The organism is Pseudomonas sp. OE 28.3, assembly GCF_014268205.2.
In the GTDB taxonomy this organism is placed as follows: domain Bacteria; phylum Pseudomonadota; class Gammaproteobacteria; order Pseudomonadales; family Pseudomonadaceae; genus Aquipseudomonas; species Aquipseudomonas edaphica.
This window is the reverse complement of record NZ_CP077082.1, coordinates 4242283-4260807: the sequence shown is the minus strand read 5'-3', so window position 1 is coordinate 4260807 and position 18525 is coordinate 4242283. Positions and strand designations below refer to the sequence as shown.

Here is an 18525-nt window from a genome sequence, read left to right as displayed (position 1 = left end):
ATGAAGCTTCCAGGAAGATTTACCAGCGGCTTGGTTCTGCTGTTCACAAGCTGCGGCGTATTTGCGCAAAGCGAATTGGACGTGCGCATCAAGCCATCAAACGACGCGTTGAAAGCCAACATCGAAGGCTATATCGGCGGGGTTGGCGATCGTGATGAAGAAGCCTTGCTGCGGTTCAGCCGTGGCGCCGAGGAGCAGGCCCGCAAGGCGGCCCAGGCTCTGGGCTTCTATCAGCCGCAGATTTCCAGTGACGTGAAGGGCGGCAAAAACCCGCGCCTGACCCTCACCATCGACCCCGGCGAGCCGGTGCATCTGCGCAACGTGACCATTCGGGTCGACGGCCCGGCCGCGAGCCTCAAAGCCTTTCGCGTGCCTGCCAGCGACGACCTCAAATCGGGCGCCGTGCTCAACCACGGCAACTACGAAGACGCCAAGCGGCTGATTCAGAATCAGGCTTCGCGCTACGGTTTTTTCAATGGGCGTTTCAGCAGCCAGAAGCTGCTGGTGGACCCGCAAGCCGGTGTCGCCGATATCGAACTCATCTACGACAGCGGCCCGCGCTACACCTTGGGCAAAGTCGGGTTTACCGGCGATACGCCGTTCGATGAAGACCTGCTGCAACGCATGGTGCCGTTCAAAAGCGGCGCCCCTTACGACTCCGAACTGATCGCCGAACTCAACCAGAACCTGCAATCAAGCGGCTTCTTCGAAGGCGTACGCGTGGACGCCAGCCCAACCGCCTCGACCAACGATGTGATCCCGGTGGCGGTCCAGCTCGATACCCGCAAGCCACGCACCATGGGCCTGGGCCTGGGTTACTCGACCGACGTCGGCCCGCGCGGCAAAGCCAACTGGACCCGCCATTGGGTCAACCCGCAAGGCCACAGCTATGGCTGGGAGGCCGAACTGTCGGCGCCACGCCAGAACGTCGGCCTGTGGTATGACATCCCGCTCGACCCGCCGTTGACCGACAAGTTGCGCTTCGCCGGCGGTTACCAGAACGAAGAAATCGCCAACACCGACACCCTGAGTAAATTGCTCACCCTCGGCCCCGAATGGCACAGCAAGCTGCCCAGCGGCTGGACGCGGGTGATCTCGCTCAAATACCAGCGTGAAGAGTATCGCCTGGGCAATGACTCGGGCTTGAGCAACCTGGTGATGCCGGGTATCAACTATTCCTACCTGCGCAGCGATAACCGCATCGACCCGCACAATGGCTATCGCCTGATGTTCGACGCCAAGGTCGCCAAGGAAGGGCTCGGCTCCGACACCAACTTGCTGTACGGCACCGCCACCATCAAGGGCTTGACCACTTTGTGGGACAACCACCGTTTCCTCGGCCGTGCGCAGTTCGGCGGCAGTGCCACCAACGGCTACAAGTCGGTGCCGCCGTCGTTGCGCTTCTTTGCCGGTGGTGACCAGAGCGTGCGCGGCTACGAGTACCAGACGCTGTCACCCGAAAACGATCGCGGTGACCGCATCGGCGGGCGTTACATGGTGGCCTTGAGCGCCGAGTACCAATATTCCATCGCCGAAAAATGGCGCATCGCGACCTTTATCGACCAAGGCAACTCCTTCAACACCCTGGAAATGCCCAGCCTGAAAACCGGCGTGGGTGTCGGTGTGCGCTGGGTGTCGCCAGTGGGGCCGATTCGCCTTGACCTGGCCCATGCCCTCGAAGATCCGGGCGGCATTCGTTTGCACTTTTCCATGGGGCCTGAGCTGTGATGCGTGGTTTGAAAATAGCAGGGCTGGCCATTGTGGCGGTTCTCATGCTGCTGCTGTTGGCGCTGTGGACAGTGCTCGGTACTCAAGCAGGCAGCCGTTGGGCCTTGAGCCAGGTGCCGGGTTTGAGCGTTGAAAATTACCAGGGCCACCTGGGTGGCCAATGGAGCGCCGACCATCTGCTATGGCAGCAGGACGCGAGTCGGGTAGAACTCAATGCTCCGAAGTTTGATTGGTCACCAGGCTGCCTGTTGCGCATGACCCTGTGCATCAACCAATTGGACGTGGAACAGGTCAGCCTGCAATTCCCGCCGAGCAATGAACCGAGCAGTGGCCCGATCACGTTGCCGAATCTGAAGTTGCCGGTTGCCATCCAGTTGGGCGACGTTCGCGTCGGCAGCCTGCTGTTTAATGGCAGTGAGGAACTCAAGGGCCTGCAGTTGGCGGCGCATTGGACGGCTGCTGGCATGCAGATCGATTCGGTGCACCTGCAACGCGATGACCTGGTGCTGGACCTCAACGGCCTGCTGCAACCCACCGGCAACTGGCCGCTGAGCGCCACCGGCAATCTGAGCCTGCCGTATGCTCCGGGCGGCGCGCCGTGGCAGATTGCGCTCAAGGTTGACGGCGACCTGCTCAAGACCCTCAAGCTCGACGCCGACAGCAGCGGCTACTTGCCCGCCAGGCTCAGCGGCGAGCTGCAACCTTTGGTGGAGAACCTGCCCGCGCAGTTGCACATCACGGCGGATGGCTTCAAGCCCAGCGCCGATTTGCCCGACACCTTGCAGCTCAATCAATTGGACCTCACCGCAAAGGGCGACCTGAGCAGCGGCTACCAGTTGCTTGGCCGGGCCGTGCTGCCCGCAGAAAAAGGCCCGGTGGCCTTGCTGTTGCAAGGCAAGGTTGACGCCAAGGGCGCACAGATCGCCGGCCTCGACCTGACTGCCGGTGAGCAGCAAAGCCTCAAGCTCAGCGCCAACCTGGACTGGCAGCAAGGGTTCAGCGCCGACGCGAAAATCAACTGGCTGGATTTCCCCTGGCATCGCCTCTATCCATTGATTGATGAGCCTCAGGTCGCGTTGCGTACGTTCAATGGTGAAGTTTCCTACAAAGACGGCAATTACCTCGGCAATCTCAACGCTGACCTTGACGGCCCAGCGGGTAAATTCAATCTGGTCACGCCATTCAGCGGCGACCTCAAGCAAGTCTTCCTGCCCGAACTCAAACTGACTGCCGGTCAAGGCAAGGCCGAAGGGCACCTGAACCTGCAATTTGCCGACGGCATCGCCTGGGACACTGCGCTGGACTTGTCGGCACTCAACCCGGCGTACTGGGTCGCAGAATTGCCAGGCACCTTGGCCGGGCCATTGCGCAGCAAAGGCGAGTTCAAAAACGAGCAGCTTAAACTGAATGCCGACCTCGACCTCAAGGGCCATTTGCGCGGCCAGACCGCCGTGCTGGCGGCCAAGGCCGAAGGCGCGGGCGAGCAGTGGACCCTGGCCAAGCTGGATATCCGCCTGGGCGACAACCGCATCAATGGCAGTGGCAGTCTGCAGCAACGCTTGGCCGGGCAGATTGACATTAAACTGGCGCGCCTGGCCCAACTGTGGCCGCAGTTGCGCGGGCAAATCAACGGCCGCGTGGATGTAGCCGGTACGCTGAAGGCGCCGCAAGGCAAGCTCGACCTCAAAGGCCAGCAACTGGCGTTTGCGGATAATAAACTGCAAAGCCTCACCCTCGATGCGGCCCTCGACAACGCCCAGCGTGCGAAGATCGACCTCAAGGGCAGCGGCATTCAAGCCGGTGAAACCCAGGTCGGCACCCTGACCGCCAGCGCCCAGGGCGACATCAAGAGCCAGAAGGTGCAACTCGATCTGGCCGGGCCGCTGGTCAAACTCGCCCTGGCCCTGGATGGCAACCTCGACAAAGGCAACTGGCGTGGGCGCCTGGCCAGTGGTGATGTGCAGGCCGGCGGCCAGGATTGGAAGCTGCAAGCCCCGGCGAAAATCGAACGCCTGGCCGACGGCAAGCTGACCTTTGCCGCGCATTGCTGGGTGTCTGGCGGTTCCAGCTTGTGCGGTGAAGACCAGCGTCTGATGCCTGAACCCAAGCTGCGCTACCACCTCAAGCAATTCCCGATCGACAGCTTGGCGGCCTTCTTGCCCAAGGATTTCGCCTGGCAGGGCAAGCTCAACGCCGATGTGCAACTCGACCTGCCCAGCAGCGGCCCTAAAGGCGTGGTCGCGGTGGATGCCAGCGGCGGCACCTTGCGCGTGAAGGACAAAAATCAGTGGGTGGATTTCCCCTACGACACCTTGAAGCTGGAAACCACCCTCAACCCCAAGCGCATCGACACGCAGCTGAATTTTCGCGGTGGCAAGCTCGGCGAGTTGCTGTTGCAGGCGCAGATCAACCCGTTGCCCAAGGACAAGCCGATTACCGGCACGTTCAGCCTCACCGGCCTGGACCTCGCTGTGGCGCGCCCGTTTGTGCCGATGGTGGAAACCCTCAATGGCAAGCTCAACGGTAACGGCCGCATCTCGGGTGGGCTGTTGGCGCCGCAGGTCAACGGCAATGTGAACCTGGTGGACGGCGAAATTTCCGGGCCTGAGCTGCCGATGAGCCTCGAGGGCTTGAATGTGCAGGCGCTGATCGCCGGTGAAAGTGTGCAGCTCAACGGTGGCTGGCGCAGCGGCAAAGACGGGCAGGGCAGCCTCAAGGGCCGCGTCGGCTGGGGCCAGGCCCTGGCGGTGGACCTGAGCCTGCAAGGCTCGAAATTGCCGGTCACGGTTGAGCCCTATGCCAAGCTGGAAGTGGCGCCGGACCTTAAGATCAGCCTCAAGGACGACAAGTTGGCGATTGCCGGCAAGGTGCACATCCCGCGCGGCGATATCACCGTGCGCGAACTGCCGCCGTCGACGGTCAAGGTCTCGGATGACACGGTGATCGTCGGCAGCCAGACCGAGGAGGGCAAGCCGCCGATGGCGATGGCCATGGACATCGACGTCGAGGTGGGTGAAGACCAGCTTAACTTTGCCGGCTTTGGCTTGACTGCCAAGGTTCAGGGCCATGTGCATATTGGCGACAACATGGACACCCGTGGTGAGTTGTGGCTCAACGACGGGCGTTACCGTGCCTACGGGCAGCGCCTCAATGTGCGGCGTGCGCGGCTGTTGTTTGCCGGTCCCTTGGATCAGCCGTTCCTGGATATCGAAGCGACACGGGTGGTCGTGGAGGACTCAAGGACTGTGACTGCCGGTATTCGTTTGAGCGGTAGCGCTGAGCAGCCGACGACGCAGATCTTCTCCGAGCCGTCGATGCCTCAGGAAGATGCGTTGTCGTACCTGGTGCTGGGGCGTTCGCGTAACAACACGGGCGAAGATAACAATATGCTTGCTGAGGCCGCTCTGGGCCTGGGTTTGATGGGCAGTGCGGGGGTGACTTCGGATATCGCCAACAAGCTGGGGATTCAGGATTTCGACCTTGACACCCAGGGCTCCGGGAACAAGACCGCAGTGGTGGCCAGTGGCAAGATTACCGAGAAGCTCAGCTTGCGCTATGGGGTGGGGGTGTTTGAGCCGGCCAATACCATTGCTTTGCGTTACTTGCTGAGCAAGAAGGTGTATCTGGAAGTGGCTAGTGGCGTGGCGAGTTCGTTGGATATCTTCTACAAGCGGGATTTCTAGGGGTTGTATAAGGTAAGAAGTGTGGGAGCTGGCTTGCCTGCGATGGCGGTTTGTCGGTGTACATATCCGTTATTCGGGTAACGGCGGCTTATGGTTCCGCTCTTACAGCGGGTCACTTTTGGCAAACGCCCCAAAAGTAACCAAAAGGTCTTCGCCCCACCACTCGGCACCTCGCCTAGGCTCGGTGTGCCCTCACTCCGGCTTGAATCCGTGGGCCGCCGCGATGGGCCATCCTTGGCCCAGCGCGGCTAACCCGGCGTCCTGCCGGGTTACCCACGGATTCAAGCCTGCGTTCGGCCATCGTGGTTAACGGGGCGCCTCAGATCAAAAGCAAGATCAAGATCTACAGCACGGCGGCCTGAAAGCCGACCTGAGTGGTTAGATCAAAAGCGAAAGCGGATTTGCATACACTGAAGAGCTGCTTTTCTGTGGGAGCTGGCTTGCCTGCGATGCAGACACCTCGGTACATCAGGCACACCGAGTTGATGCTATCGCAGGCAAGCCAGCTCCCACCTTTGACCGAGTATGGCTCTGCTGTTGCTGTTGCTGTTGCTGTTGCTGTTGCTGTTGCTGTTGCTGTTGCTGTTGCTGTTGCTGTTGCTGTTGCTGTTGCTGTTGCTGTTGCTGTTGCTGTTGCTGTTGCTCTGGCCCTTACATCCTTTTCGATGACGAAGTCAGCGGTCTTTTGATCTGCGCTTTTGATCTTGATCTGAAATCGCCCCGTCAAACACGATGGCCGGAATCTGACAGTGATTTGGGGGGTAAACCGGCAGGGATGCCGGTTTAGCCGCGCTGGGCCAAGGATGGCCCATCGCGGCGGCCCCCCAAATCACTGTCGGATTGCGGGCATGCCGAGCCACAGCGAGGCACCGAGTGTTGGGGCGAGGACCTTTTGCTTACTTTTCGGTCCTTCGAAAAGTGAGTCGCTGTAAGAGCGAAACCATAGGCCGCCGTTACCGCAGCAATGGATATGTACCCGACCAAACACCCCCCGGCCAAACCGCTATCGCAGGCAACCCAGCTCCCACAGTTATTTGTGTTTCAAGCCCACCTCTCGCGAAATTACCAAGCAAGCTAATAATTCCATTTGACATTCGCTGCCTAAGCAGTAACATCTTGTCATACATTCACTGCCTAGGCAGTAATAAGGTGACTTCCGATGACCCACTACACCCCTGACAGCTTTCGCAACTGCCACCTCGGCCTGTTGCTGGGCCGGGCGGCGCTGCTCAAGGACCGCATTATCGACACCCATATGGAACCCCACGGCGTCACCGCCGCGCAGTTCAAGGTGTTGATCATCATTGCCCAGTTCGACGTCGATACCCCGGCGGAGCTGTGCCGCCACCTGTCCCTCGACAGCGGCTCCATGACCCGCATGCTCGACCGTCTGGAGCAAAAGGGCCTGCTGGCGCGCAAGCGCTCCGAGCAGGACCGGCGCCAGGTGCAGTTAGTGCTCACCGAAGACGGCCAGCGCCTGGCCGACATGTTGCCGCATATCGGCGCGCAGTCGATGAATGAACTGGCCGGTGCCCTCGAGCCTGGTGAGTTGGAAACCCTGGAAAGAATCCTCAAGAAAATTCTGGTAGCTGCCGGTGACGCCATCGTCCTCCAGCGGGTAGGTAATCAATGAAAACGCGTGCACTCAGCCTGGTGCTGGTGGCGATGAGCATGGCCGGTTGTGCCAACTTCAGCGGCCTCGACACCCAGGGCCAACGTCTCGACGCCAACACGTTGCAAACCGGCAAATCCTTGAGCGGCGTGACCCTGTCCACGGCCGCCTGGCCCACCGCCGACTGGTGGAAAAGCCTCGGCGACCCGCAACTCGACGGTCTGATTCACGAAGCCCTGCAAAACAGCCCTGATATGCAAGTGGCCAGCGCCCGTGCGCACCAGGCCGAAGCCGCCGCTTATGCCGCCGATGCGGCGCGCATGCCAACCCTGGATGCCAGCGCCGGTGTGAGCCGTTCGCGCCTGGCCAAGGACCAGGACCCGCGCGGGCAGGGCGATGCCTATGCCACGGTGCGTAACATCGGCGCCAGCTTCAACTACAACTTCGACCTTTGGGGTGGCCAGCGCGCTGCCTGGGAAGCCGCGTTGGGCCAGGCGCGTGCAGCCGAAGTCGACCAGCAAGCCGCACGCCTGACCCTGGCCGCCAACGTCGCCAAGGCTTACAGCGATTTGGGCCAAGCGCATATCGTGCGTGACCTGGCCAATGACGACCTCAAGCGCACCCGCCAGATGCTCGACCTGAGCAAACGCCGCCTCAGCTCCGGCATCGACAGCGAATACCAGTACCAACAGACCGAAAGCCTGGAAGCCAGCTCCCAGTCGCAGTTGATCGACGCTGAAAAACAACTGCAAAGCGCCAAGATCGCCCTGGCGATATTGCTCGGCAAAGGCCCGGACCGTGGCGGCGAGCTGACGCGCCCGAACGTGTTGAAACCCAGTGCCGTCGCTGTGCCTTCAGTCTTGCCGGCCGAATTGCTGGGCCGTCGCCCGGACCTGATCGCCGCACGCTGGCGCGTGGAGGCCGCGAGTAAAAACGTGGCCGCGAGCAAAACCCGCTTCTACCCCAACCTCAACCTCAGTGCGAGCGCCGGGGCCGAGTCGTTGCTCGGTGATGCGATGTTTGGCTCGGCCAGCCGGTTCTTCAGCATTGCGCCGACCATCTCGTTGCCGATCTTTGACGGTGGCCGCTTGCGTGCCGACCTCGATGCCCGCGACGCCGACTACGACCTGGCCGTGGCCCAGTACAACAAAACCCTGGTGCAAGCCTTGGGCGATATCGGCAACACCCTGATGCAACTGCGCGAAACCGGGCGGCAAATCCAGGCGCAGCAACACGCTGCGGACATCGCCCAGCAGTCTTACGACACCGGCGTACAGCGTTACAGCTCCGGCATCGGTAACTACCTGGATGTGCTCAGCATCGAGCAGCAATTGCTGCAGGCCCAGCGTCAGCTGGCGACCTTGAATGCGGCGCAGATCGACCTGTCGATTCAATTGATGCAAGCCCTGGGTGGCGGATTCAACGCCGATAACGTGGCCGCGACCACGACCAGCCCTGCCACCCGTACGGAATAATTTGAGGTATTTGTCATGGCCACTGCCGAAAACAGCAACGCAACTGAAAAGCCCGATAACAACCCGCGCAAACGCAAAGTCATGCTGATTGGCCTGGCGCTGATCGTCATTCTTGGCGTGGTCGGCGTGTGGGGCTGGTATGAGTTCTACGGGCGCTTCAATGAAAGCACCGACGACGCCTATGTGAACGGCAACGTGGTGGAAATCACCCCGCTGGTCACCGGCACCGTGGTCAGCATCGGCGCCGACGACGGCGACCTGGTCCACGAAGGCCAGGTTCTGATCAACTTCGACCCGAATGACGCCGCCGTCGGCCTGCAAAGTGCCCAGGCCAACCTGGCCCGCACCGTGCGCCAGGTGCGTGGTTTGTACAGCAATGTCGATGGCATGAAAGCCCAGGTCAACGCACAGAAAGCTGACGTGCAAACCGCCCAGGACAACTTCAACCGCCGTAAGACGCTGGCCCAGGGCGGTGCGATCTCCCAGGAGGAACTGTCCCATGCCCGTGACAACCTGACCGCCGCCAAGAACGCCCTGACCAACCTTGAGCAGCAACTGAAAACCACCAATGCCTTGGTGGATGACACGGTGATTTCGTCCCACCCGGATGTGCAAGCCGCCGCCGCGCAACTGCGTCAGGCCTACCTGACCAACGCGCGCAGCACCTTGATCGCACCGGTCACCGGCTACGTGGCCAAGCGCACCGTGCAACTGGGCCAGCGCGTGCAGCCCGGCACCGCGTTGATGGCGGTGATCCCGCTGGACCAGCTGTGGATCGACGCCAACTTCAAGGAAACCCAGCTGCGCGATATGCGTATTGGCCAGCCGGTGGACATCGAAGCGGACATCTATGGCAGTGACGTGAAATTCAGTGGCACCGTCGACAGCCTCGGCGCCGGCACCGGCAGCGCGTTTGCCCTGCTGCCTGCGCAGAATGCCACCGGTAACTGGATCAAGATCGTGCAACGGGTGCCAGTGCGCATCCACATCAACGCCGACGAGTTGGCCAAGAACCCGCTGCGGGTGGGCTTGAGCACTGTGGTCAACGTCGACCTGCACGACCAAAGCGGCCCGGTGCTGGCGCAACAGGCACCGCAAAAGGCCTCGTTCACCACCAACGTGTATGACCGCCAACTGGCCGAAGCCGATGCCATGATCACGCAGTTGATCCATGACAACAGCCTCGCCGCACCCAAGGCTGTGCAACGCTGATGAGCGCTAACGCCCCCGCGTCCTTTACGCCGCCAAGCTTGCTGATGGCCACTATTGGCCTGTCGCTGGCGACCTTTATGCAGGTGCTCGACACCACCATCGCCAACGTGGCGTTGCCGACCATTTCCGGCAACCTGGGCGTGAGTTCGGAGCAGGGCACCTGGGTGATCACCTCGTTTGCGGTGAGCAACGCCATTGCCTTGCCGCTCACCGGCTGGCTGAGCCGCCGGTTTGGCGAGGTGAAGCTGTTTTTGTGGGCGACCATCCTGTTTGTATTGGCGTCGTTCCTCTGTGGTATTTCCACCTCGATGCCCGAGCTGATTGGCTTTCGGGTGCTGCAAGGCCTGGTCGCCGGGCCGTTGTACCCGATGACCCAGACGTTACTGATCGCGGTTTACCCACCGGCCAGGCGCGGCATGGCCCTGGCGTTACTGGCGATGGTTACGGTGGTGGCGCCGATTGCCGGCCCCATCCTCGGCGGCTGGATCACCGACAGCTACAGCTGGCCGTGGATCTTCTTTATCAACGTGCCCATCGGCATCTTTGCGGTGATGGTGGTGCGTTCGCAATTGAAGAAACGCCCGGTTGTCACCAGTTACCAGCCGATGGATTACGTCGGGTTGTTGAGCCTGATCGTTGGTGTCGGCGCTTTGCAGATCATCCTCGACAAGGGCAATGACCTGGACTGGTTCGAATCCAACTTCATCATCATCGGTGCGGCGATTTCGGTGATTGCCCTGGCGGTGTTCATCATCTGGGAGCTGACCGACAAGCACCCGGTGGTCAACCTGCGGTTGTTTGCCTACCGCAACTTTCGTATCGGCACCATCGTGTTGATCCTGGGCTATGCGGGCTTCTTCGGGATCAACCTGATCCTGCCGCAATGGCTGCAAACCCAGATGGGCTACACCGCCACCTGGGCCGGCCTGGCGGTCGCGCCGATCGGTATTTTGCCGGTGCTGATGTCACCCTTTGTGGGCAAGTATGCGCACAAGTTCGATTTGCGCTTGCTGGCGGGCCTGGCGTTCCTGGCGATTGGCTTGAGCTGCTTTATGCGCGCAGGCTTTACCAATCAGGTGGATTTCACCCATATCGCTTTGGTGCAGTTGTTCATGGGGATCGGCGTGGCGTTGTTCTTTATGCCGACCTTGAGCATCCTGATGTCCGACTTGCCGCCGGCGCAAATCGCCGACGGCGCGGGTCTTGCGACCTTCCTGCGGACCCTGGGCGGTAGCTTTGCGGCATCGCTGACCACCTGGATCTGGATTCGCCGCGCCGACCAGCACCACGCGTACATGAGCGAGAACATGACCACCTACGACTCCGCCACCCGCGATGCATTGCAGGCGCTAGGCGGGGCAGGGCACAAGGCCTATGCGCAGTTGGACCAGATCCTCACCAGCCAGGCGTACATGATGTCCACCGTGGATTACTTCACGTTGCTGGGGTGGATGTTCATGGGCTTGATGTTGCTGGTGTGGCTGGCCAAGCCGCCGTTTGGTGCGAAGGCCGGGCCGGAGGCATCGGGGCACTGACCGACTGGACTCAGTCAATGTGGGAGCTGGCTTGCCTGCGATAGCATCACCTGGGTATGCCTGATGTACCGAGGTGCTTGCATCGCAGGCAAGCCAGCTCCCACACAAGCCAGCTCCCACACAAGCCAGCTCCCACACAAGCCAGCTCCCACACAAGCCAGCTCCCACACAAGCCAGCTCCCACACAAGCCAGCTCCAACACAAGCCAAACCCCACACAAGCCAGCGTTCTGTGTCTCAGGGTTATGCGCCGGGCAACGCCAACTGTGGGTTGACGAAGTCAAACGCCGCCAGCGCAAACCCTTGCTCATCCACCTGCAACGCCCAACCCTGCTTGTCCCAATCCCCCAGCACAATACGCTTGGCCGCCTGGTCACCAATCTGCAGTTTATGAATGGCGGGGCGGTGCGTATGGCCGTGGACCAGGGTGCGCACGCCGAACTGCTGCATCACCCGTGGCACTTCCTCGGGCGTCACATCGACAATATCGTTGGCCTTCATGCGCGTTTGCGCACGGCTCTCGCTGCGCAGCTTGCGCGCCAGCTTGTGGCGGGTGCGCAACGGCAAGTGCCGCAGAATGAACAAAACAATCGGGTTGCGCAGAATGCGCCGCAGCTTCATATAGCCGACGTCGCGGGTGCAGAGGCTGTCGCCGTGCATCAACAGCACGGGCTCGCCATGTAACTGCACGACACTCGGGTCCTTGAGCAAGGTAGCGCCTGCGGCTTTGCAGAACGCCTTGCCGATCAGGAAATCGCGGTTGCCATGCATGATAAAAATCGGGGTGCCGCTGTTGCTCAGCTCGCGTAAAGCCTCGCAGATGGAACGCTGGAAGGCGGTCATCCCATCGTCGCCAATCCAGGCTTCAAAGAAGTCCCCCAGAATGTACAACGCCTGGGCGCCACGGGCGCGGCCGTGGAGCAGATCCAGAAACGCCCGGGTGATATCCGGGCGCTCCTCTTCCAGATGCAAGTCTGAAATCAGCAATATCACCCAACGATCTCGGCTTTCTGGACGATCACGTCTTCTGCTGGAACGTCCTGGTGACCGGCCTTGGAGGTGGTGGACACGCCTTTGATCTTGTCGACCACGTCCTGGCCTTCGGTGACTTTACCGAATACCGCGTAGCCCCAGCCCTGCACGTTCTTGCCGCTGTGGTTGAGGAAGGCGTTGTCGGCGACGTTGATGAAGAACTGCGCGGAGGCCGAATGCGGCTCCATGGTACGGGCCATGGCGACGGTGTACTTGTCGTTGGAAAGGCCGTTGTCCGCTTCGTTCTGGATGCTTGGACGCTTGTCTTTCTTTTCTTTCATGCCTGGCTCGAAACCGCCGCCCTGGATCATGAAGTTGCCGATGACACGGTGGAAAACGGTGTTTTCGTAGTGGCCGGCGTTCACGTACTCGATGAAGTTGGCGACGGTGATCGGCGCTTTCTCGGCGTTCAGCTCGATGACGATGTCACCGTGGTTGGTGGTCAGTTTGACTTGAGTCATGTTCACTACTCTTTTCAGGGAATTCGTGGGTTTGGACGCCAAGGCGCCGCTACCGGTTTGGCTAAATGTGTGCCAAGGCGCGCAGTTTAGCGTGCCCGGCAGGAATTTCGAGGTGGTTTTTTACCGCCGGTGCATTAAATGCAGCAGTTTTCGGTGCTGCTCTGTCAGGTACTTGACAGCATCGGCTATGATATCGCCTTTGTTTTATCTGGCCCCAACCGGCCACGAACCTGTCTGTTCAAGGATCCTATGAGCAAGCCCACTGTCGACCCTACCTCGAATTCCAAGGCCGGACCTGCCGTCCCGGTCAATTTCCTGCGCCCGATCATCCAGGCGGACCTGGATTCGGGCAAGCACACGCAGATCGTCACCCGCTTCCCGCCAGAGCCCAACGGCTACCTGCACATCGGTCACGCCAAGTCGATCTGTGTGAACTTCGGCCTGGCCCAGGAGTTCGGTGGCGTCACGCACCTGCGTTTCGACGACACCAACCCGGCCAAGGAAGACCAGGAATACATCGACGCCATCGAAAGCGACATCAAGTGGCTGGGCTTCGAATGGTCCGGTGAAGTGCGCTATGCGTCCAAGTATTTCGACCAGTTGTTCGACTGGGCCGTCGAGCTGATCAAGGCCGGCAAGGCCTACGTCGACGACCTGACCCCGGAGCAGGCCAAGGAATACCGTGGCACGCTGACCGAGCCGGGCAAGAACAGCCCGTTCCGTGACCGTTCGGTAGAAGAGAACCTCGACTGGTTCAACCGCATGCGCGCCGGTGAGTTCCCGGACGGCGCCCGCGTGCTGCGCGCCAAGATCGACATGGCCTCGCCGAACATGAACCTGCGCGACCCGATCATGTACCGCATCCGCCACGCCCATCACCACCAGACCGGTGACAAGTGGTGCATCTACCCGAACTATGACTTCACCCACGGTCAGTCGGACGCCATCGAAGGCATCACCCACTCCATCTGCACCCTGGAGTTCGAAAGCCATCGCCCGCTGTATGAGTGGTTCCTCGACAGCCTGCCGGTTCCGGCGCACCCGCGTCAGTACGAGTTCAGCCGCCTGAACCTGAACTACACCATCACCAGCAAGCGCAAGCTCAAGCAGTTGGTGGACGAAAAGCACGTGCATGGCTGGGATGACCCGCGCATGTCCACCCTGTCGGGTTTCCGCCGTCGCGGCTACACCCCGGCGTCGATCCGCAGCTTCTGCGACATGGTCGGCACCAACCGCTCCGACGGCGTGGTCGATTACGGCATGCTCGAGTTCAGCATCCGTCAGGACCTGGACGCCAACGCGCCGCGTGCCATGTGCGTATTGCGCCCGTTGAAAGTCGTGATCACCAACTATCCGGAAGACAAGGTCGACCACCTCGAACTGCCGCGTCACCCGCAGAAAGAAGAACTTGGCGTGCGCAAGCTGCCGTTCGCGCGTGAAATCTACATCGACCGTGATGACTTCATGGAAGAGCCGCCGAAAGGCTACAAGCGCCTGGAGCCTAACGGCGAAGTGCGCCTGCGCGGCAGCTACGTGATCCGTGCCGATGAAGCGATCAAGGACGCCGATGGCAACATCGTCGAACTGCGATGCTCCTACGACCCGGAAACCCTGGGCAAGAACCCTGAAGGCCGCAAGGTCAAAGGCGTCGTTCACTGGGTGCCGGCTGCTGCCAGCATCGAGTGCGAAGTGCGCCTGTACGATCGTCTGTTCCGTTCGCCGAACCCTGAGAAGGCTGAAGACAGCGCCAGCTTCCTGGACAACATCAACCCTGACTCCCTGCAAGTTCTCACGGGTTGTCGTGCCGAGCCATCGCTTGGCGACGCACAGCCGGAAGACCGTTTCCAGTTCGAGCGCGAAGGTTACTTCTGCGCGGATATCAAGGACTCCAAACCTGGTCATCCGGTCTTCAACCGTACCGTGACCTTGCGTGATTCGTGGGGCCAGTGATTCTCTAAGGAAGCCGTTGTGCTAACGATCTACAACACACTCAGCAAGACCAAAGAAGTCTTTAAGCCGCTGGACGGCAACAAGGTGCGCATGTACGTGTGCGGCATGACCGTGTACGACTACTGCCACATCGGCCACGGCCGCAGCATGGTTGCCTTCGACCTGGTGACCCGCTGGTTGCGTTTCAGCGGCTATGACTTGACCTATGTGCGCAACATCACCGACATCGAAGACAAGATCATCAACCGGGCGCGCGAGAACGGCGAACCGTTCGATGTGCTGACCGAGCGCATGATCACCGCGATGCACGAGGATGAAGCGCGTCTGAACATCCTCAAACCGGACATGGAGCCGCGCGCCACGGATCACATTCCGGGCATGTTGAGCATGATCCAGACCCTGATCGACAAGGGTTACGCCTACGCCCCAGGCAATGGCGACGTGTACTACCGCGTCGCCAAGTTCATGGGTTATGGCAAGTTGTCGCGCAAGAAAATCGAAGACCTGCGCATCGGCGCACGTATCGAAGTCGACGAAGCCAAGCAGGATCCACTGGATTTTGTGCTGTGGAAAGGCACCAAGCCCGGCGAGCCGAGCTGGGAATCGCCGTGGGGCGCCGGGCGTCCGGGCTGGCACATCGAATGCTCGGTGATGTCCACCTGCTGCCTGGGCGAGACCTTCGATATTCATGGCGGCGGCAGCGACCTTGAGTTCCCGCACCACGAAAACGAAATCGCCCAAAGCGAAGCCGCCACCGGCAAGACCTACGCCAACGCCTGGATGCATTGCGGCATGATCCGCATCAATGGCGAGAAGATGTCCAAGTCCTTGAACAACTTCTTCACCATCCGCGATGTGCTGGAAAAGTACCACCCGGAAGTGGTGCGCTACCTGCTGGTGTCGAGCCACTACCGCAGCGCCATCAACTACTCGGAAGACAACCTCAAGGACGCCAAAGGCGCCCTGGAGCGTTTCTACCATGCGTTGAAAGGCCTGCCTGCCGTGGCGCCGGCCGGCGGCGAAGCCTTCGTGGCACGCTTTACCGAGGTCATGAACGACGACTTCGGCACGCCGGAAGCCTGCGCGGTGCTGTTCGAGATGGTGCGTGAGATCAACCGTCTGCGTGAGAGTGATCTTGATGCAGCCGCTGGTCTTGCTGCGCGCTTGAAAGAGCTGGCCAGCGTGTTGGGTGTACTGCAGATGGAAGCCGATGACTTCCTGCAAGCCGGCGCCGAAGGGCGTGTAAATGCCGCTGAAGTAGACGCGTTGATTCAAGCGCGCCTGGCTGCCCGTGCAGGCAAAGACTGGGCGGAGTCCGACCGTATCCGTGACCAACTGACCGCGATGGGTGTGGTGTTGGAAGACGGGAAGGGCGGCACAACGTGGCGGTTGGCTGATCAGGCTTGATCGGTAAACCCTGAATAAAAAAACGCCCCGACTGGTTCGGGGCGTTTTTTATTGTGCAAGCGTGGCTCGTTCCCACGCTCTGCGTGGGAACGCCGCCCTGGACGCTCTGGGTCCTGCTTTTGGCAAACACCTCAAGCCCTGTGCAAGGTGACGCGGAGCGTCACGGGATGCATTCCCACGCAGAGCGTGGGGACGATCAATGTGGGCTGTAACGCTAATGTTAATTTAATCCTCCGGTGTAATAAGCGAGTATTGCCAAATGTTACCCTGGGTTTTCCGGCGGCTGTCTGCGCCGCTTTTTTAGTGCGAGGCTGTATGCGAAGTTGGTTGAGCCGCTACCGTTACGTCATCCTTTTCTGGCTGTGCTTCGGCGTGTTCCGCACCTCCCTGGCCGACTGGAACCCCATCCCATCCGGGTCGATGCGCCCGACGTTGCTTGAGGGCGATGTGGTGCTGGTCAACCGTGTGGCGTATGACCTCAAGTTGCCGCTTACGGATATATCCCTGGCCAAGCTGGATGACCCAAAACGCGGTGATGTGGTGACTTTCTCATCACCCAAGGACGGTATGCGTTTGATCAAGCGCATCGTCGGCATTCCCGGCGATACCCTGGAAATGAAAGATGAAGTGCTGTGGGTTAACGGCACGCCGGCTACCTACAGTGATGGCCAGGACATCAGCGAACCGATCGTGCCAGGCCAGACAGTGCCGGGTATCAAGCTGATCGAGCATGCGAGCAACAGTCAGCGCACCATTCAGTTCATGCCCACGGTTCGGGCATTGCGAAATTTCGGCCCGGTCACGGTGCCTGCCGACAGTTATTTCATGCTGGGTGACAACCGCGACAACCGCGACAACAGCGATGACTCGCGCTACATCGGCTTTGTGCCACGCCGCTTGTTGATCGGGCACGCGCATCATGTGCTGGCATCTGCGCAAATCCTCGATCATTGGATGCCGCGCTTGAACCGCTTCGGCGCGCCGATCCTGTAATTACGCCTTGGCGCCCAGTGCGCGAACTGCAAACCCTGCGATGTTAGCCAACTGCTCGACGCTAGCGCCGCCCTTACCGGCAATCTTCATGCCGCTAAGGGTGGCCATCAGAAAGTCGCAGGCGGCCGGCAAATCGGTGCCGGGAACGAGTTCACCCTGTTCCTGCGCACATCTCAGGGTCTGCTCAAATGCACGGCGCAAACGCTCGGCGCTGTGTGCGGTGAGCTGATTGATTTCCTCATCTTCCTGGCCAAACTCACAGATCGCATTGACGCCCATGCACCCGGCCGTGCCTTCGCGAAGGGCGCGGGTGGCGAAGGAGTTCAGGGTGTCGTGCAGGCCTTGCAGCGGTGTCGGGCCTTGGCCCAGACGCTCGATCAGGTCGTCGACGCCCGTGCGCTGATACTCGGCCATGGCCTGCAGGTACAACTGGCGTTTGTCGCCAAAGGTGTTGTACATGCTCTGGCGGCTCAGCCCCATGGCCTGCATCAGTTCTTCGGTTGAGGCGGCGGCAAAACCCTTGTCGCAAAATACGCGGATGGCGTGTTGCAGCACCTGGTCGCGGTCGAAGGCTCGGGGTCTTGCCATGGGGTACCTCTGGAAAGTGAAGGGTCAGGCCAGGTAGCCACCGTCGATGCTCAGGCTGGCGCCGGTCACAAAGGCAGCTTCTTCAGACGCGAGGTAGGCGACCATGCCGGCGATTTCGTCAGCCGTGCCTGTACGGCCCAAGGGCACCAGGCTTTTGATCAGGTCGGCATGCGGCGCGTCTGCCGGGTTCATGTCAGTGCTGGTCGGGCCGGGCTGGACGTTATTGACGGTGATGCCGCGCGGGGCAAAATCAATCGCCAGGCCGCGGATCATACCGGCGATCGCCGCCTTCGTCATGCTATAGACGCTGGAGCCCGGAAAGGCTGAGCGCTGCGCTACGACGCTGCCCACGCTGATGATCCTGTCACCACTGCGCATCACTGCTGACGCGGCTTTCGCGGCGGCGAATGTCGCGCGTACATTCACGGCGAACATGCGGTCGAAGTCTTCCAGGCTGAATTCGTCCACGCTGCCGAGCTGCAAGATCCCGGCATTGTTAACCAGGATATTCAGCGTGCCGAAATGCGCAACGGTAGTGGTCACGGCTCGGGCAATCGCCACCACATCGGCGCTGTCCGCCTGAATGGCCAGGGCTGTGCCGCCTTGGCTTTGAATCTGGCCGACCAGTGCCTGCGCCTTGTCAGCCGACGCGGAATAGGTGAAGGCCACTGCCGCGCCTTCAGCCGCCAGGCGCCGTACGATGGCTTCGCCGATGCCACGGGAGCCGCCGGTTACCAGGGCGACTTTGTCAGTAAAACGTGCGAGATGAGCGGTCATGGGTGTGCCTGTTTTTAGTGGATTAATAAATCCACTAAACCGTATCAGGCCAATTCCAATGCGCCAAGCTATT

General features: G+C 60.6%; 14 protein-coding genes. 10 read left to right on the top strand and 4 right to left on the bottom strand.

Annotated elements, in window-relative coordinates; all coding sequences use genetic code 11:
• The 7 genes from HU759_RS19040 to HU759_RS19010 all read left to right on the top strand — a co-directional run bounded on the left by HU759_RS19040 (position 1) and on the right by HU759_RS19010 (position 11245).
• A complete protein-coding gene (locus tag HU759_RS19040) occupies positions 1–1728 on the top strand; it encodes an autotransporter assembly complex family protein (RefSeq protein ID WP_170040869.1) in 1728 nt (575 codons plus the stop codon).
• Complete coding sequence (locus tag HU759_RS19035) at positions 1728–5411, top strand: translocation/assembly module TamB domain-containing protein (RefSeq protein ID WP_186618089.1); 3684 nt, start codon at positions 1728–1730, stop codon at positions 5409–5411. The genes HU759_RS19040 and HU759_RS19035 overlap by 1 nt, the downstream gene beginning before the upstream one ends.
• Positions 5412–5936: 525 nt before the next feature.
• Entirely contained in the window at positions 5937–6080 is a 144-nt protein-coding gene (locus tag HU759_RS19030; RefSeq protein ID WP_217858123.1) for a hypothetical protein, read from the top strand.
• 490 nt (positions 6081–6570) lie between these two features.
• Positions 6571–7044: a MarR family transcriptional regulator gene (locus HU759_RS19025; protein WP_017134700.1), complete on the top strand. Its 474-nt coding sequence runs from the start codon at positions 6571–6573 to the stop codon at positions 7042–7044.
• Positions 7041–8498 carry an efflux transporter outer membrane subunit gene (locus HU759_RS19020; protein WP_186618450.1) on the top strand — a complete coding sequence of 486 codons (1458 nt, stop codon included), beginning with the start codon at positions 7041–7043 and terminating at the stop codon, positions 8496–8498. Before HU759_RS19025 ends, HU759_RS19020 begins: the two co-directional genes overlap by 4 nt.
• Positions 8499–8513: 15 nt before the next feature.
• Entirely contained in the window at positions 8514–9710 is a 1197-nt protein-coding gene (locus tag HU759_RS19015) for an efflux RND transporter periplasmic adaptor subunit (protein WP_017134698.1), read from the top strand.
• Complete coding sequence (locus HU759_RS19010; RefSeq protein WP_017134697.1) at positions 9710–11245, top strand: DHA2 family efflux MFS transporter permease subunit; 1536 nt, start codon at positions 9710–9712, stop codon at positions 11243–11245. Before HU759_RS19015 ends, HU759_RS19010 begins: the two co-directional genes overlap by 1 nt.
• A 242-nt stretch (positions 11246–11487) precedes the next feature.
• On the opposite strand, the gene lpxH is transcribed toward HU759_RS19010, so the two are convergent.
• Complete coding sequence (gene lpxH / locus HU759_RS19005) at positions 11488–12237, bottom strand: UDP-2,3-diacylglucosamine diphosphatase (protein WP_170040690.1); 750 nt, start codon at positions 12235–12237, stop codon at positions 11488–11490.
• Positions 12234–12737 (bottom strand): peptidylprolyl isomerase, encoded by a 504-nt coding sequence (locus HU759_RS19000; protein ID WP_017134695.1) that lies wholly within the window; start codon positions 12735–12737, stop codon positions 12234–12236. The genes lpxH and HU759_RS19000 overlap by 4 nt, the downstream gene beginning before the upstream one ends.
• A gap of 249 nt (positions 12738–12986) precedes the next feature.
• On the opposite strand from HU759_RS19000, the gene HU759_RS18995 reads away from it, so the two are divergent.
• The 3 genes from HU759_RS18995 (at position 12987) to lepB (ending at position 17087) form a co-directional block, all read left to right on the top strand.
• A complete protein-coding gene (locus tag HU759_RS18995; RefSeq protein WP_026013499.1) occupies positions 12987–14687 on the top strand; it encodes a glutamine--tRNA ligase/YqeY domain fusion protein in 1701 nt (566 codons plus the stop codon).
• Between the two features lie 18 nt (positions 14688–14705).
• Positions 14706–16094 (top strand): cysteine--tRNA ligase, encoded by a 1389-nt coding sequence (cysS, locus tag HU759_RS18990; protein ID WP_170040691.1) that lies wholly within the window; start codon positions 14706–14708, stop codon positions 16092–16094.
• A gap of 315 nt (positions 16095–16409) precedes the next feature.
• Complete coding sequence (gene lepB / locus HU759_RS18985; RefSeq protein WP_186618451.1) at positions 16410–17087, top strand: signal peptidase I; 678 nt, start codon at positions 16410–16412, stop codon at positions 17085–17087.
• On the opposite strand, the gene HU759_RS18980 is transcribed toward lepB, so the two are convergent.
• The gene (locus HU759_RS18980; RefSeq protein ID WP_099550544.1) at positions 17088–17675 is read right to left on the bottom strand and encodes a TetR/AcrR family transcriptional regulator; all 588 of its coding nucleotides are present in this window, start codon (positions 17673–17675) and stop codon (positions 17088–17090) included.
• Positions 17676–17699: 24 nt separating this feature from the next.
• Positions 17700–18452 carry a 3-oxoacyl-ACP reductase family protein gene (locus HU759_RS18975; RefSeq protein WP_017134690.1) on the bottom strand — a complete coding sequence of 251 codons (753 nt, stop codon included), beginning with the start codon at positions 18450–18452 and terminating at the stop codon, positions 17700–17702.
• Between the last annotated feature and the right edge of the window lie 73 nt (positions 18453–18525).

What these genes read in the sequence shown, in the direction of transcription:
- HU759_RS18975 (WP_017134690.1), bottom strand. Translation starts at nt 18,452, where the DNA reads ATGACCGCTCATCTCGCACGTTTTACTGACAAAGTCGCCCTGGTAACC.
- lepB (WP_186618451.1), top strand. Translation starts at nt 16,410, where the DNA reads ATGCGAAGTTGGTTGAGCCGCTACCGTTACGTCATCCTTTTCTGGCTG.
- HU759_RS19030 (WP_217858123.1), top strand. Translation starts at nt 5,937, where the DNA reads ATGGCTCTGCTGTTGCTGTTGCTGTTGCTGTTGCTGTTGCTGTTGCTG.
- HU759_RS18995 (WP_026013499.1), top strand. Translation starts at nt 12,987, where the DNA reads ATGAGCAAGCCCACTGTCGACCCTACCTCGAATTCCAAGGCCGGACCT.
- HU759_RS19020 (WP_186618450.1), top strand. Translation starts at nt 7,041, where the DNA reads ATGAAAACGCGTGCACTCAGCCTGGTGCTGGTGGCGATGAGCATGGCC.
- HU759_RS19015 (WP_017134698.1), top strand. Translation starts at nt 8,514, where the DNA reads ATGGCCACTGCCGAAAACAGCAACGCAACTGAAAAGCCCGATAACAAC.
- HU759_RS19010 (WP_017134697.1), top strand. Translation starts at nt 9,710, where the DNA reads ATGAGCGCTAACGCCCCCGCGTCCTTTACGCCGCCAAGCTTGCTGATG.
- HU759_RS19035 (WP_186618089.1), top strand. Translation starts at nt 1,728, where the DNA reads ATGCGTGGTTTGAAAATAGCAGGGCTGGCCATTGTGGCGGTTCTCATG.
- HU759_RS19000 (WP_017134695.1), bottom strand. Translation starts at nt 12,737, where the DNA reads ATGACTCAAGTCAAACTGACCACCAACCACGGTGACATCGTCATCGAG.
- HU759_RS19040 (WP_170040869.1), top strand. Translation starts at nt 1, where the DNA reads ATGAAGCTTCCAGGAAGATTTACCAGCGGCTTGGTTCTGCTGTTCACA.
- HU759_RS19025 (WP_017134700.1), top strand. Translation starts at nt 6,571, where the DNA reads ATGACCCACTACACCCCTGACAGCTTTCGCAACTGCCACCTCGGCCTG.
- HU759_RS18980 (WP_099550544.1), bottom strand. Translation starts at nt 17,675, where the DNA reads ATGGCAAGACCCCGAGCCTTCGACCGCGACCAGGTGCTGCAACACGCC.